We start from the raw sequence: 13,355 nt of genomic DNA, 5'->3' as shown, positions 1-13,355 counted from the left end.
AACATTATGGTTTTTTAAATCGGCTATAACTCCAAAGGTATTGTTCAGGCTTCTTTCTTACCAATCGCTCAGTCGCATCATTAATGTTTTGTGGCGTTGCTTCTGCATTTAGAGGCTCAATATGTATGACATACCCGCGCCCCCATGACAGACGCTCGCCAAATGCAACCAATACTGTTGCGTTTGTGGATTCGGCAAGTTTACTGACCAATGTCATAGTGTATGCAGGTGTATTAAAAAAATTAGCCCAAACACCTTCGTTTTCTTCAGGTACTTGGTCGGGCAATATGCCGATTGCCTGACCAAGTTTTAATGCTTTAAGCAGACTACGAACACCTTTCAGCGTCGTAGGTGCCATTGTGATCTGGCCGCGATTACGACCTTCATCCACGAGCGGAGCCAACCATTTTTGACGGGGTGGCCTGAAAAGTACGGTAATTGGGTGGCGTGCTGCATAATAGCGCGCTGTGATTTCATAGCATCCAAGGTGAGGTGTCAAAAAGATAACACCCTTCCCCTTTGTCAATGCACTGTCGACATGCTCCCATCCATCACACGCCTTTATCCATTTAAGCACTGAAGCTTCTGATTTGAACCAGATCGCAAACGTCTCGAGTATGGCTTTGCCTGTCTCGCGAACATTTTGGCGAATTAGCTTCTTATATTCTTTTTCAGAGTTGCTTATGCGTACGGTGAGAAGGTTCTTGCGTATACGCCGCGCGAACTTATTGTCACTTAAGTACATTAGCCATCCGATTAGGATGCCCATTACATGTATTAAGGGAAGTGGTAGGCGGGCAAGACTAAGAAAAAACACCTTGAGCATGAATTACTTTTTGAAAGCTTGTAGATTTGTTATTCTAGCAATCTTTTCATTAATTTATCGATTACTAAACTTCATGAATGAGTATCTATTTACCTCTGAATCTGTTTCAGAAGGCCACCCCGATAAACTCGCTGACCAAGTTTCAGATAGCATCCTAGATGCCATCCTTGAGCAAGATCCTACTGCACGTGTTGCTGCGGAGACGCTGGCAAATACAGGGCTAGTGGTATTAGCAGGCGAGATTACTACAACAGCTAACGTCGATTACATCAAAGTGGCGCGTGACACAATCAAGCGCATCGGCTATGACAATACTGAGTATGGTATCGATTACAAGGGTTGTGCTGTTTTAGTTGCGTATGACAAACAATCACCTGATATCGCGCAAGGTGTAGATAACGCGGATGATGATCCTTTGGATCAGGGTGCGGGTGACCAGGGTCTGATGTTTGGCTATGCATGTGATGAAACACCGCAATTGATGCCTTTGCCAATCTGGATGTCACATCGTTTGATGGAGCGTCAATCCCAGTTGCGTAAAGATGGTCGTTTGCCTTGGTTGCGCCCGGATGCAAAAAGCCAGGTAACGATCAAGTATGTGGATGGCAAGCCAAGTGCGATTGATACGGTCTTAATCTCGACACAGCATGCACCTGAAATGAGTCTTGAAGCGATTCGTGAGGCTGTGATTGAAGAGATCATCAAACCGATATTGCCTAAAGAACTGATCAAAGGAGACATCAAGTATCTGGTGAATCCTACTGGTCGTTTCGTGATCGGTGGTCCTCAAGGTGATTGTGGCCTGACTGGCCGTAAGATTATTGTCGATACCTATGGCGGCGCAGCGCCACATGGTGGTGGTGCATTCTCTGGTAAGGATCCCTCCAAGGTGGATCGCTCCGCCGCTTATGCTGGACGCTATGTTGCTAAAAATATTGTAGCTGCTGGTTTGGCTTCACGTTGCTTGGTACAAGTCTCTTATGCGATTGGCGTGGCTCGTCCAACCAGCGTGATGGTCGAAACATACGGTACGGGCAAGGTTTCAAACGAAGTGCTTACCCAATTGGTATTGGATCATTTTGATCTACGTCCTAAAGGTATCGTGAAAATGCTTGATCTGTTGCGTCCGATCTACACAAAAACGGCGGCCTATGGACATTTCGGACGAGATGAACCAGAATTCACTTGGGAAGCAACCGATAAAGCCGTAGCTTTAAAAGACGCTATTTAGATGTCATTCTCGCTGGTGAGTTACCAGCATAGCTACAGGCAATATGTTAAAGCGTATTTCTGTTCATCAGGTTAGACTCGGTATGTTTATTCAGGAGTTATCAAGCTCCTGGATAGACCATCCATTTTGGCGTAAATCATTCAAGCTTGAAGATGAAGCGCTGTTGAAACAGCTATTGGCCTCCAAGGTCGAAGAGCTTGTGATTGATACAGCCAAAGGTCTGGATGTTGAAGTTACCCAAGCTGTTGAATCATCTCCTGCAGTTAATACTCCTCCTCCACCCGCTGTACCGCGTGTCCCGATAGATCAAGAACGCGCGCAAGCTGCCAAGCTGCTCAAGGCTTCAGAAAGAGCTGTGACGTCCATGTTCACTGAAGTCCGCATGGGTAAAGCGTTGAATGCCGAAGATGCCATGCCATTGGTTGAAGAGATCGCGGCTTCGGTATTTCGTAATGAGAATGCGCTCATCAGCTTGGTGCGATTGAAGCGTAAAGATGATTACACCTACATGCACTCAGTCGCAGTCTGTGCCTTGATGGTTGCATTGGCAAAAGAGCTTAAGCTGTCAGCCGAAGATACGCGTCAGGCTGGTTTGGCAGGCCTATTGCATGATGTAGGCAAAATGGCGATCCCTCTGGAGGTACTGAATAAGCCGGGAAAACTCACAGACAATGAGTTTGATGTGGTGCGAGGCCATCCAGCAGCCGGGCATGAGATATTACTTTCATCTACAGGGGTCGGCGACGTTGCGCTTGATGTTTGTTTACACCACCATGAGAAAATGGATGGTACCGGATACCCTAAGAAACTGAAGGGCGACCAAATCAGTCTTTTTGCCAAGATGGGCGCGATCTGTGACGTTTATGATGCCATCACGTCGAATCGACCTTACAAGGCGGGCTGGGAACCTGGTGTATCGTTGCAGCGTATGGCGCAATGGAGCGGTACCCATTTTGACGATGCTGTATTTAAGGCATTCATTAAGAGTATGGGCATTTATCCGGTAGGCTCCATGGTGATGATGAAGTCAGGCAGGCTCGCTGTGGTAATAGATCAAAGCCCAAAATCCTTACTTAGCCCTATTGTTAAAGTGTTCTTTTCTACCAGAGTCAAGGCACGTATTCCAGTTGAAATCATCGATCTGTCGAAGTTCTCACAAGATAAGATCGTCGGTCATGAAGACCCTGTGTTATGGGGCATTAACGATATTAACGATATTTGGAGTAAGTAAACTCTGTTTCCAAATGGAAACTTACTTTATAATCTTGCCTATTCCGAGGAGCGCTGCGAGAGGTTAAGCTACACTCCCAGGCTCGGAACAGCGTTTCAAACGGCGTTCACCTTACAACCGTGCCGGTCACGGGATATGGTGAGCAAGCGCCCGCTGGCATCTACAAGCAGCCGCTGCTATCTCTAGTTTCCCCTACCGGCCATATTATTCAAAGGAATACAGAATGAATACTGTGGCTGACATCAAAGATTATGTTATTGCCGATTTGAGCCTTGCTGCATGGGGCCGCAAAGAAATCGCTATCGCCGAGACGGAAATGCCTGGCTTGATGGCGATTCGTGAAGAATACGCACAAAGTAAACCATTAAAAGGCGCACGCATCACCGGCTCGTTGCATATGACGATCCAAACAGCCGTGTTGATCGAAACGCTTAAAGATTTAGGCGCTGAGGTTCGTTGGGCTTCATGTAACATTTATTCCACACAAGATCATGCCGCTGCGGCGATCGCCGCTGAAGGCATTGCCGTATTTGCAGTCAAGGGTGAATCCCTTGAGGAGTATTGGGATTACACACACCGCATTTTTGAATGGCCAGATAATGGCTATTCAAACATGATTCTAGATGACGGTGGCGATGCTACATTGCTACTGCATCTTGGCACCCGCGCAGAACAAGATGCTTCATTGTTGGCAAATCCAGGTAGTGAAGAAGAAATCTGTCTATTCAATGCGATCAAAGCCAAATTGGCGATCGATCCGACTTGGTATTCCACACGCTTACCTAAGATTATTGGCGTGACTGAAGAAACAACGACTGGTGTGCATCGTCTTTATCAAATGCATAAAGACGGCAAGCTTGCTTTCCCCGCGATCAACGTGAATGACTCTGTGACTAAATCCAAATTCGATAACCTGTACGGTTGCCGTGAGTCTTTGGTGGACGGTATCAAGCGCGCGACTGACGTCATGGTGGCAGGTAAGGTCGCAGTGGTTGCTGGGTATGGCGATGTGGGCAAAGGCTCAGCGCAAGCTTTGCGTGCGCTATCAGCCCAAGTATGGGTGACCGAGATTGACCCTATTTGTGCATTGCAGGCTGCAATGGAAGGCTACCGTGTCGTGACGATGGATTACGCAGCAGAGCATGCTGATATCTTTGTGACCGCTACAGGTAACTATCATGTGATTACCCATGACCATATGGCAAAAATGAAGAACCAAGCCATCGTATGTAATATCGGGCACTTCGATAACGAGATCGACGTAGCCTCTTTAGAGAAATACGAATGGGATGAGATCAAGCCACAAGTCGATCACGTGATTTTCCCTGATGGTAAAAAGATCATCCTGCTTGCCAAAGGTCGTTTAGTGAATCTTGGTTGCGGCACTGGTCATCCAAGCTATGTGATGAGTTCATCATTTGCGAATCAGACGATTGCGCAGATCGAGCTATTTACCAACACCGCGAATTATCCAGTTGGCGTATATACTTTACCTAAGCATCTGGATGAGAAAGTCGCAATATTGCAATTGAAGAAGCTCAATGCGCAGTTGACGATATTAACAGAGCAGCAAGCCGACTATATTGGCGTGCCTCAACAAGGCCCTTATAAGCCAGAACATTATCGTTATTAACTAGCTTGTTTTGCCGGGTGAAGCATATCCGGCTAAAAATAGGAGGTAACACCATGAAATTGTTGATTGTATGGATATTGAATGCACTTGCCTTAGTGGCGGTTGCCTATTTGCTGCCATCCATCCATGTGGCAGGTTTAGGTAGCGCCTTGATTGCTGCTGCTGTGATCGGATTGGTTAATATGCTGGTGCGGCCAGTATTGGTGATATTGACCTTGCCGGTGACGATTCTGACATTAGGATTGTTCATCTTTGTGATCAATGGACTGCTCTTTTTTGCAGTCGGGCATTTTCTGGATGGTTTCGAGGTGCAAGGCGTGATGGCTGGCATTATTGGCGCTATTCTTTATAGCATCATTTCATGGTTGTTATCTGCATTGATCTTATCGGATAAGGATTAATCCTTCCGTTAATTATTGAAATGACTGCACCTATGATCAGTTTTGAGTTTTTCCCGCCTAAAACGGCGGAGGGGCTAGCCAAGTTGCGCGAAACGCGTAAGCAACTTGCTTTGCTAAACCCCAAGTTTTTCTCTGTTACGTTTGGTGCCGGTGGTTCAACACGCGACCGCACCTTGGAAACTGTGCTTGAGATCCAGTCGGAAGGTCACGAAGCCGCACCCCATATCTCTGGGGTGTCATCAAGCGGTGAAGAAATTCAAGGGTTGCTTGAGACTTATCGTAATAAAGGTATCAACCGTCTAGTCGTGCTACGCGGCGATTTGCCTTCAGGAGAGGTGAGTGCCGGTGATTTTCATTATGCGAATGAATTGGTAAGTTTCATTCGCCAGACGACAGGTGATTGGTTCCACATTGAAGTGGCCGCATACCCTGAGTTTCATCCTGAGGCGCGTTCACCTAGTGCTGACTTGATGCATTTTAAAAACAAGATAGATGCTGGTGCAAATACGGCTATTACCCAGTATTTTTATAATCCTGATGCTTATTTCAGGTTTATGGATCAATGCCAAAGTGCTGGAATTAATGTGCCTATCGTGCCTGGTGTAATGCCGATATATAACATCACACAGCTAGCGCGTTTTTCGGATGTATGTGGCGCAGATATACCGCGTTGGTTACGTTTGAGATTGCAGGATTATGGGGATGACTTAGCTTCACTCCGAGCTTTCGGACTCGATGTGGTGACTGAGCTTTGCCAAAAACTACTGGCTGGAGGTGCGCCCGGCTTGCATTTCTATACGTTGAATCAAGCCGGTATTATTAGCACCATCGCCAGCCATTTGAATCTACAAGGCGATTAGATTACGTTTGTTAATGCAATGTTGGTTTGCTATCGCTAAACATTGCATCTTCAACGAATAGGTAATCTTTGGCCTTGTCTTGATTCCATAAAGCCATCAGTACGATCCAGCGTATTTCTTCGATACTGATTTCTGCTTGTGGCAATGCCATTGCGCGGTCAACGATCAGTTCACGTTGAACGGAATTAAGCACATGTGCTTGCTCCAAGAACATGATGAAACTGATACTTTCGCCGCTGATTTTTTTAGTTTCAGCTTCAGTGAATATTCTGAGGCTGGTGCTGAGATCGCTGATGGATTCATCAGCCTGATTGGTCATTTCTTCAAGTGCACTAAACCAGTTAAAAGCACCGTTAATGTCTTCTTGATCAAAACCTGCTGCAAATAATTCTTTTTCGAGAGTTTGTTGGTCGGGACGGATGTTAGCTTCAAAGTAATTTTCAAACATATACACCAAGACTTCGAACATATTTCCCCTAATCTGGGTCTATCAAAAATTAAAACGAACTAGCGATCTGGGTGACTATATCGCGCCTTCAATCTTAATTCTTAGCAGCACCCTATAGTTAGCCTGAGAACTGAATCAGGCAATTCGCTGGTAGCGGCCTCCCGGAAGAGAAGCCACTTTGTTTTCTAGCTCCAGTACTAATAGCATGGCTGAAAGGTTGTCGCTCGTCAAGCCACTTTCTTCAACAAGTGACTCCATGCTGATTGGGTCAAATCCCATGCATTCCAGTAGCGGGTCAGCCGTTGTTTCCAAGGCCTTAGTAACCATTGAATGTTGTCTTGATAGGGGAGATAGCTGGTCGCCTAATTCGCTGATGATGTCGCTAATATCATCTACCAGTTTTGCACCCTGTTTGATGAGTTCGTGGCAACCTTTTGCTACGGGTGAATGAATAGACCCGGGAATTGCGAAGACTTCCCGACCTTGCTCAGTAGCCAAACGCGCGGTGATGAGTGATCCACTTTTTGTATTGGCCTCAACGACAAGGCAACCCAAGCTTAAACCGCTAATCAATCGATTACGCCGGGGGAAGTTCTGCGCACGTGAGGGTGTGCCCAATGGAAACTCAGAAATAATCAACCCGCGTTCCACAATTTGATGCGCCAGATCGCGGTGTTTTGCTGGATAGACGATATCAAGGCCAGTACCCACAACGGCAATGGTCGAACCATTCGCTTTTAGTGCCCCACGGTGCGCTGCGCCATCTATGCCTAATGCCATACCGCTGACGATGCAAAGCCCATGTTGACTTAAGGCATGGGCAAAATCTTCCGCATTCTTTTCACCTTGTGTTGTGGAGTTACGGCTACCGACAATCGCTAGACAAGGTTGTTTGAGTCTCTCTAGCTGACCTTTTGCGTAAATTAATGGGGGTGGATCAGGAATTTCGAGTAGAAGCTGAGGGTATTCAGCATCGGCTAATGTGATGAGATGGTTATGTTCTTGTTCCAACCATTCAAGTGTGGGGTTTGCACTATCAATATCCGGCCCCTTAGCGATTGCTTGAGCGACAGCGTCGGATACAATCTTGCGTACCTCGTTTACAGGAGCTGCGTAGATATGCTCTGGTGAGCCGAATGCTTTTAGTAACTGGCAGATGCCTTGCCCGCCAAGGCCATGAATTAGCCCAAGGCTAATCCAAAGAGCGCTCTCAGTGCGCTGGGCATCTGTTGTTGATGACATCAATATTAAGGCGTTTGGGTGATATCCAGAACATTGATAGGTTGTGTAGCCTGCATAATCAGTCCGTAAGAGACGCGGTCAAACGTACGGAAAATCATCAGTAGACCAATACGTTCGCTAGGCAATTGCACCATTGTTGGATCTTTTTTAATGGTTTTATCTGGCGTGCCCGATTCCTTGATTTTTTCTTTCCCAGGCGCTTTTTCTGTAGGCTCTGTATCTGTAAAACGTAGCTCTTTCATCGGAAAGCGCTCATCTGTCGTTTTTTGTTTCGGGTTTCTATTCACAAATGAACCAGCTCTGTTGATGCTCAATACATGGCCTTCTTCCAGCCCATCTTTTTTACCTTTGTTAATAGATACGATCGTATTGTTGCCCGCTTCCGCAAGGCCGCCGTAGATTGTCATGATACGACCTTTGACTAATGTTTCTGGCGCTCGGGGCACGAAGCTGGTCATTAAGTTGTCAGACATCTTGATAAGCTTGTCGTCTTTGAATATCTCTTCTTTTGAGCGAAAGATCTCACCTACAGTCGGGTCACCATATTTAGTGATGCGAGCATCTCCTAAATAGGTTGCCTCGATGCCGAGAGCTTCGCGTGAGTCAGGATCTACCAAGACTTTACCTGGACGGTATATATGCCATAGGTAACCTTCGCTTTGTTCGATCTCAGAGGTATAGATTTTATTGCCGTCTACAAACGCAACACGATTATCGGGGCCCGCAAGAATGACTGGACTAGTTGTCAGCTCATCTTTCTCAATCACCAGTGGCTGATTCAGGAATGGGGCAATGGTACTCGGCATAATGACCGGGATGGCTTGTTTTTCAAGCGGTTCTTCAATGGCGCCCGGGGATAATGTTACGGTTTCATGCAATAACCGTAATTGCGGACTGCCACTGCTGGTATCGAGTACAACGACATCACCGGGATAGATGCGGTGTGGATTCTTGATCTCATCCTTGTTCATCTTCCAGACTTTTGGCCATTGCCAAGGGTCTTTCAGGAATTTGCCGGAAATCGCCCATAATGTGTCGCCTTTGACTACGACATAGCGATCTGGATGGTCTTCTTGCAACAAGATATCGTCCGCCATCGCATGCGATATGAAGCAACAAAATAATAGCGGCGTTATAATGTACCGAAACATATTCAAGACCCCAATGAAGTTGCGGACAAAATATCCGCGAAGTTGCATTAAATTTTGCATGTAATTCATTAAACAATCAAGCTTTTATGGCAATTTTAAATATCTTAAATTATCCTGACCCGCGGCTTTATACCGTTGCCCAACCGGTAAAAGTGGTAGACGCGAGTATCCGGCGACTCATCGATGATATGGCAGAGACGATGTATGATGCGCCAGGTATCGGCTTGGCCGCGACCCAAGTAGATGTGCATCAGCAAATTATCGTGATGGATTTATCTGAGGATAAACGCAATCTACAAGTGTTTATCAACCCTAAAGTCAGTGCCAGTTGCGGCTCACAGGACTATGAAGAAGGGTGTCTTTCTGTGCCTGGGGTGTATGAAATGGTAACCCGCGCTGAAAAAGTTACCATAGAGGCATTGGATCGTGACGGAAAGCCTTTTACGCTCGAAGCCGAGGGTTTGTTGGCCGTTTGTATCCAGCATGAAATGGATCATCTCATTGGTAAGGTCTTTGTTGATTACCTCTCTCCCTTGAAGCAATCTCGTATTAAGAATAAGTTTAAAAAACGTCAGCGAGGCCGTTAATATGCGCGCCCTAAAGATCATTTTTGCCGGTACGCCGGATTTTGCTGTGCCTGCTTTAGCTGCCTTACTCAGTTCTCACCATGAGGTGAGTTTGGTGCTTACCCAACCGGATCGTCCTGCCGGGCGAGGTATGAAACTGAAGCCAAGCCCGGTGAAAGCGTTAGCGCTTGCGCACCAAATAGCGGTATTTCAACCTGAAACGTTAAAAGATAGCGATGTTCAGGCGCGTATTGCCACGGAGAATGCAGATGTCATGATCGTGGCAGCTTATGGCTTGATTATCCCCACCGTGGTATTGCAGATGCCAGCACTTGGTTGTTACAACATCCATGCTTCATTGTTGCCTCGTTGGCGTGGCGCCGCGCCTATTCAACGATCTTTGCTTGCGGGTGACAAAGAGACAGGCGTCACGATTATGGAAGTGGTGCCTGCATTGGATGCTGGTGCCATGATCAGTCACGGCATTTTGCCAATTACGCAATTGGATACGGCGCAAACCTTGCATGATGGTCTTGCGAGTGTTGGGGCAGAACTTATGTTGGCAGCAATGAATACGTTGGCCTCAACAGGGAAACTTGAAGCAGTACCGCAGGATGAAGCATTAGTCACGTATGCGTCTAAGTTACAGAAGTCTGAAGCAGCGATTGATTGGAGCAAGAGTGCCCTGGAGCTATCTCGGCAAGTACGCGCTTTTAATCCATTCCCCGTAGCGAAAACCCAGCTGAATGGTGAAGTTTGCCGGATATGGATGGCGACGCATTTGGACGGGCTAGCCGAGCCCGGAAAAGTTACTGATACTTCAAACGGCATCATTGTCGGATGCGGTGAGGGCTTGTTAAAGATAGAAGAATTACAAATGCCGGGTGGCAAGCGTTTACGCGCGCGTGACTTTCTGGCCGGACATTCTTTAGCCGTAGGGCAGCAATTCATGTGAATTTGAATTTTTACGAATTAGCACCATCTAAACCATGATATTTAATGGTTACTTCATAGTTAAGCGACAGAGGAACACATGTTAGAAAACTGGTTTAAAACCACCATATTGATGGCGGGTATTGTTGTCTTGTTCGGTGCTATTGGTGCTACGCTTGGTGGCGGGCAGGGGATGTTGATTGCTTTATTGTTAGCAGGCGGTATGAATATCTACGCCTATTGGTTTTCAGACCAAGCTGTACTCAAAATGTATAACGCGCGTGAGGTGGATGAAAACAGTGCGCCGCAGTTTTATCGTATGGTGCGCGAGTTGGCGCAAAATGCACAACTGCCTATGCCAAAGGTATATCTGATCGATGAGCCACAGCCTAATGCGTTTGCAACAGGACGCGACCCTGAGCATGCAGCCGTTGCTGCTACAACCGGCATTATGAATATATTGACCGAGCGTGAGTTGCGCGGCGTGATGGCGCATGAGCTCGCCCATGTAAAACATCGAGATACTTTGATCTCAACCATTTCGGCTACTATCGCGGGCGCGATTTCATCGATTGCCCAGTTTGGACTTCTGTTCTCTGGCGGACAGCGTGATCGTAACGTGCATCCTCTGGTTGCGATCCTTATTATGGTGCTTGCCCCTATCGCGGCTATGTTGATTCAAATGGCGATCTCGCGTGCGCGTGAGTTTGAAGCAGATAAAGGTGGCGCACAGATTAGCAATGACCCCACGGCTTTGGCTGCGGCATTAAAGAAGATTCATGACTATGCGCACCGTATTCCAATGGATACGGCTGAACAGCATCCTGAGACTGCGCAGATGATGATCATTAATCCGCTGTCAGCTGGCGGCATTAAAGGCTTGTTTAGCACCCATCCTAATACCGAAGAACGTATCGCACGCTTAATGGCGATGGCGCGCTAATTGCAAGTTTCTCAGACCATTGCTGCGAAGACGGTTGCGCAGGTTTTAGCCGGTAAGAATCTCACACTCGCTTTGGAAAGCGCATTGCGTAGCTATGCAGATGCTACGCCACAGCAGCGCGCGGTCGCGCAGGATCTAAGTTACGGCACCTTGCGGTTCTATGGCGAGCTTGATGCCATGTTGACATGCTTGTTAGAGAAGCCATTGCAGGATGTGAACGTTGAGTGTCTATTGCTGGTTGCAATCTATCAATTGAATCATGATAAAGCAGCCTCGCACACTGTGGTTGATCAAGCCGTTAATGCAGCGAGCCACCATAAAAAATCCTGGGTTAAAGGGCTTGTAAATGGTGTTTTGCGTAATTTTCTACGCCAACATGAGGTTTTAAAACAGAAAGCGTTAGAGAATGAAGTTGCCCGTTATTCTTACCCTGAGTGGTGGATTAATAAGGTAAAGAAGCAATACCCAGCGGATTGGCAGGCCATTCTCGAAACCGGTAATCAGCATCCGCCAATGACATTGCGCATCAACCAGCGCAAAACCAACCCTCAAGCGTATTTCGATCAACTTGTTGAGCAAGAGATTTCTTTTGACCGGCTTGGCGAATATGCATTCAAGCTTGCAAAGCCCGTTTCTGTCGATAAAGTACCCGGATTTACTACGGGTGAAGTATCAGTACAAGATTACGGTGCCCAATGTGCTGCCTATTTGCTGGATGCAAAAGAAGGCATGCGGGTATTGGATGCCTGTTGTGCCCCGGGGGGTAAAACAGGTCACATCTTAGAGCTGGCAGAAGTGCAGATGGTTGCGATAGATAGCGATGCGCAACGTTTACAGCGCACTGAAAGTAATCTGGATCGCTTGGGTTTGCATGCTACTCTGGCTACCGGTGATGCGGCTGAGCCCAAGGTGTGGTGGGATGGAAAAACCTTTGATCGTATTCTCGCCGACGTGCCATGTACGGCATCCGGTATCGTGCGCCGTCATGTGGATATCAAATGGCTGCGTCGCGAAGCCGATGTGGGATCTTTTGTTAAGCAGCAGGCATTAATATTACCTGCGTTGTGGCAGCTCTTGGCAAAGGGTGGTAAATTACTTTATGTGACTTGCTCGATTTTTCATGAAGAAAATCAACAACAAATTGATCGATTCCTGAAGGCTAACGCAGATGCTGAGCAGTTGCCGCTTGAACGCTTACAATCAACCAACTCAGGGCCGATCAATTTACATCATGGACAATTACACCCCTGCGCAGAACATGACGGATTTTTTTACGCATTGCTACAGAAAAATTAAAGCAAGCCGCCTGTTCAGAGTCCATTTTTTAGGCCTTTTCACATTATTTTTTGCTGTGGCGGTGTATGCAGCAGCGAGCAGTTTGCATATCAAAACAGCTGAACTTGTGGCGACAAATGAATCGTATGCCTTGCATGCGGATTTTGATCTAAACCTAAGTGCCGAGGTTGAGGATGCGCTTAGCAAAGGCATCCCTTTAACTTTCCTGATCGAGTTTCAGCTGCTTTCGCCGCGAAAATACTGGTTTGATGATGAGATTATCAGCGCAAGCAGCCAAGTCACTTTAAGCTACCATGCCTTGTCGAGGCAATATCTGGTGAATCGTAATAATCACCAACAGACCTTTGTCAGTTTGCAAGAAGCGAAAGAAGAACTCTCGCACCTACGTGATTGGCAGGTTCTGGATAAAACGCTGCTTAAAAAAGGCGAGATTTATCATGCTGGTTTGCGTATTCGTCTGGATCAATCCAAGTTACCCAAGCCTTTGCAGGTCGAGGCACTGGGGTCCGCGAACTGGGACATGATCTCCGAACGCTATCATTGGACTCCCGCTTTTGTGTTGTAAAGCGATGTATGTCTTGATCTCTATGGTTA

The 13,355-nt window shown here is 46.8% G+C and carries 14 protein-coding genes and 1 riboswitch; of the genes, 10 read left to right on the top strand and 4 right to left on the bottom strand.

Annotated elements, in window-relative coordinates; all coding sequences use genetic code 11:
• Positions 1 to 4 precede the first annotated feature (4 nt).
• Positions 5 to 826: a lysophospholipid acyltransferase family protein gene (locus A7981_RS10195; protein WP_067267690.1), complete on the bottom strand. Its 822-nt coding sequence runs from the start codon at positions 824 to 826 to the stop codon at positions 5 to 7.
• A gap of 73 nt (positions 827 to 899) precedes the next feature.
• On the opposite strand from A7981_RS10195, the gene metK reads away from it, so the two are divergent.
• From metK to metF, 5 genes are all read left to right on the top strand, one after another.
• Positions 900 to 2,057: a methionine adenosyltransferase gene (metK, locus tag A7981_RS10190; protein WP_067267687.1), complete on the top strand. Its 1,158-nt coding sequence runs from the start codon at positions 900 to 902 to the stop codon at positions 2,055 to 2,057.
• Between the two features lie 43 nt (positions 2,058 to 2,100).
• Entirely contained in the window at positions 2,101 to 3,288 is a 1,188-nt protein-coding gene (locus A7981_RS10185) for an HD-GYP domain-containing protein (RefSeq protein ID WP_067267685.1), read from the top strand.
• A 39-nt stretch (positions 3,289 to 3,327) separates the two neighbouring features.
• A riboswitch (S-adenosyl-L-homocysteine riboswitch) is annotated at positions 3,328 to 3,403 on the top strand.
• A 108-nt stretch (positions 3,404 to 3,511) separates the two neighbouring features.
• The gene (ahcY, locus tag A7981_RS10180; protein WP_067267682.1) at positions 3,512 to 4,921 is read left to right on the top strand and encodes an adenosylhomocysteinase; all 1,410 of its coding nucleotides are present in this window, start codon (positions 3,512 to 3,514) and stop codon (positions 4,919 to 4,921) included.
• A 53-nt stretch (positions 4,922 to 4,974) separates the two neighbouring features.
• Positions 4,975 to 5,322: a phage holin family protein gene (locus A7981_RS10175; protein ID WP_067267679.1), complete on the top strand. Its 348-nt coding sequence runs from the start codon at positions 4,975 to 4,977 to the stop codon at positions 5,320 to 5,322.
• A 20-nt stretch (positions 5,323 to 5,342) separates the two neighbouring features.
• Positions 5,343 to 6,182: a methylenetetrahydrofolate reductase [NAD(P)H] gene (metF, locus tag A7981_RS10170; protein ID WP_174545158.1), complete on the top strand. Its 840-nt coding sequence runs from the start codon at positions 5,343 to 5,345 to the stop codon at positions 6,180 to 6,182.
• Positions 6,183 to 6,192: 10 nt separating this feature from the next.
• Here the strand turns inward: metF and A7981_RS10165 are convergent, their stop codons facing one another.
• The 3 genes from A7981_RS10165 to A7981_RS10155 all read right to left on the bottom strand — a co-directional run bounded on the left by A7981_RS10165 (position 6,193) and on the right by A7981_RS10155 (position 9,023).
• On the bottom strand, positions 6,193 to 6,651 hold the full coding sequence (locus A7981_RS10165; protein WP_067267673.1) for a DUF494 domain-containing protein: 459 nt from the start codon (positions 6,649 to 6,651) through the stop codon (positions 6,193 to 6,195).
• A 114-nt stretch (positions 6,652 to 6,765) separates the two neighbouring features.
• A complete protein-coding gene (gene dprA / locus A7981_RS10160; protein WP_067267671.1) occupies positions 6,766 to 7,872 on the bottom strand; it encodes a DNA-processing protein DprA in 1,107 nt (368 codons plus the stop codon).
• A 5-nt stretch (positions 7,873 to 7,877) separates the two neighbouring features.
• Positions 7,878 to 9,023 carry a LysM peptidoglycan-binding domain-containing protein gene (locus tag A7981_RS10155; RefSeq protein ID WP_067267915.1) on the bottom strand — a complete coding sequence of 382 codons (1,146 nt, stop codon included), beginning with the start codon at positions 9,021 to 9,023 and terminating at the stop codon, positions 7,878 to 7,880.
• An 86-nt stretch (positions 9,024 to 9,109) separates the two neighbouring features.
• Here A7981_RS10155 and def point away from each other — a divergent pair, with 86 nt between their 5' ends.
• The 5 genes from def to A7981_RS10130 all read left to right on the top strand — a co-directional run bounded on the left by def (position 9,110) and on the right by A7981_RS10130 (position 13,326).
• Entirely contained in the window at positions 9,110 to 9,610 is a 501-nt protein-coding gene (gene def / locus A7981_RS10150) for a peptide deformylase (protein WP_067267669.1), read from the top strand.
• Position 9,611: 1 nt separating this feature from the next.
• The gene (fmt, locus tag A7981_RS10145; protein WP_067267666.1) at positions 9,612 to 10,544 is read left to right on the top strand and encodes a methionyl-tRNA formyltransferase; all 933 of its coding nucleotides are present in this window, start codon (positions 9,612 to 9,614) and stop codon (positions 10,542 to 10,544) included.
• Between the two features lie 78 nt (positions 10,545 to 10,622).
• Entirely contained in the window at positions 10,623 to 11,465 is an 843-nt protein-coding gene (htpX, locus tag A7981_RS10140; protein ID WP_067267664.1) for a zinc metalloprotease HtpX, read from the top strand.
• Entirely contained in the window at positions 11,466 to 12,761 is a 1,296-nt protein-coding gene (gene rsmB, locus A7981_RS10135; RefSeq protein WP_067267662.1) for a 16S rRNA (cytosine(967)-C(5))-methyltransferase RsmB, read from the top strand.
• Between the two features lie 55 nt (positions 12,762 to 12,816).
• Positions 12,817 to 13,326 (top strand): DUF4390 domain-containing protein, encoded by a 510-nt coding sequence (locus A7981_RS10130; protein ID WP_371440357.1) that lies wholly within the window; start codon positions 12,817 to 12,819, stop codon positions 13,324 to 13,326.
• Positions 13,327 to 13,355 lie beyond the last annotated feature (29 nt).

Origin of the sequence: Methylovorus sp. MM2 (assembly GCF_001648895.1) — a bacterium.
Lineage (GTDB): Bacteria > Pseudomonadota > Gammaproteobacteria > Burkholderiales > Methylophilaceae > MM1.
The sequence above is the reverse complement of the archived record's forward strand: the minus strand, read 5'-3'. Positions and strand labels throughout refer to the sequence as shown.

Bases quoted from the DNA above. Each gene is read 5' to 3' on its own strand.
- htpX (WP_067267664.1), top strand. From the start codon at position 10,623: ATGTTAGAAAACTGGTTTAAAACCACCATATTGATGGCGGGTATTGTT.
- A7981_RS10155 (WP_067267915.1), bottom strand. From the start codon at position 9,023: ATGTTTCGGTACATTATAACGCCGCTATTATTTTGTTGCTTCATATCG.
- metK (WP_067267687.1), top strand. From the start codon at position 900: ATGAATGAGTATCTATTTACCTCTGAATCTGTTTCAGAAGGCCACCCC.
- def (WP_067267669.1), top strand. From the start codon at position 9,110: ATGGCAATTTTAAATATCTTAAATTATCCTGACCCGCGGCTTTATACC.
- A7981_RS10195 (WP_067267690.1), bottom strand. From the start codon at position 826: ATGCTCAAGGTGTTTTTTCTTAGTCTTGCCCGCCTACCACTTCCCTTA.
- A7981_RS10185 (WP_067267685.1), top strand. From the start codon at position 2,101: ATGTTAAAGCGTATTTCTGTTCATCAGGTTAGACTCGGTATGTTTATT.
- ahcY (WP_067267682.1), top strand. From the start codon at position 3,512: ATGAATACTGTGGCTGACATCAAAGATTATGTTATTGCCGATTTGAGC.
- fmt (WP_067267666.1), top strand. From the start codon at position 9,612: ATGCGCGCCCTAAAGATCATTTTTGCCGGTACGCCGGATTTTGCTGTG.
- dprA (WP_067267671.1), bottom strand. From the start codon at position 7,872: ATGTCATCAACAACAGATGCCCAGCGCACTGAGAGCGCTCTTTGGATT.
- A7981_RS10175 (WP_067267679.1), top strand. From the start codon at position 4,975: ATGAAATTGTTGATTGTATGGATATTGAATGCACTTGCCTTAGTGGCG.
- A7981_RS10165 (WP_067267673.1), bottom strand. From the start codon at position 6,651: ATGTTCGAAGTCTTGGTGTATATGTTTGAAAATTACTTTGAAGCTAAC.
- metF (WP_174545158.1), top strand. From the start codon at position 5,343: ATGACTGCACCTATGATCAGTTTTGAGTTTTTCCCGCCTAAAACGGCG.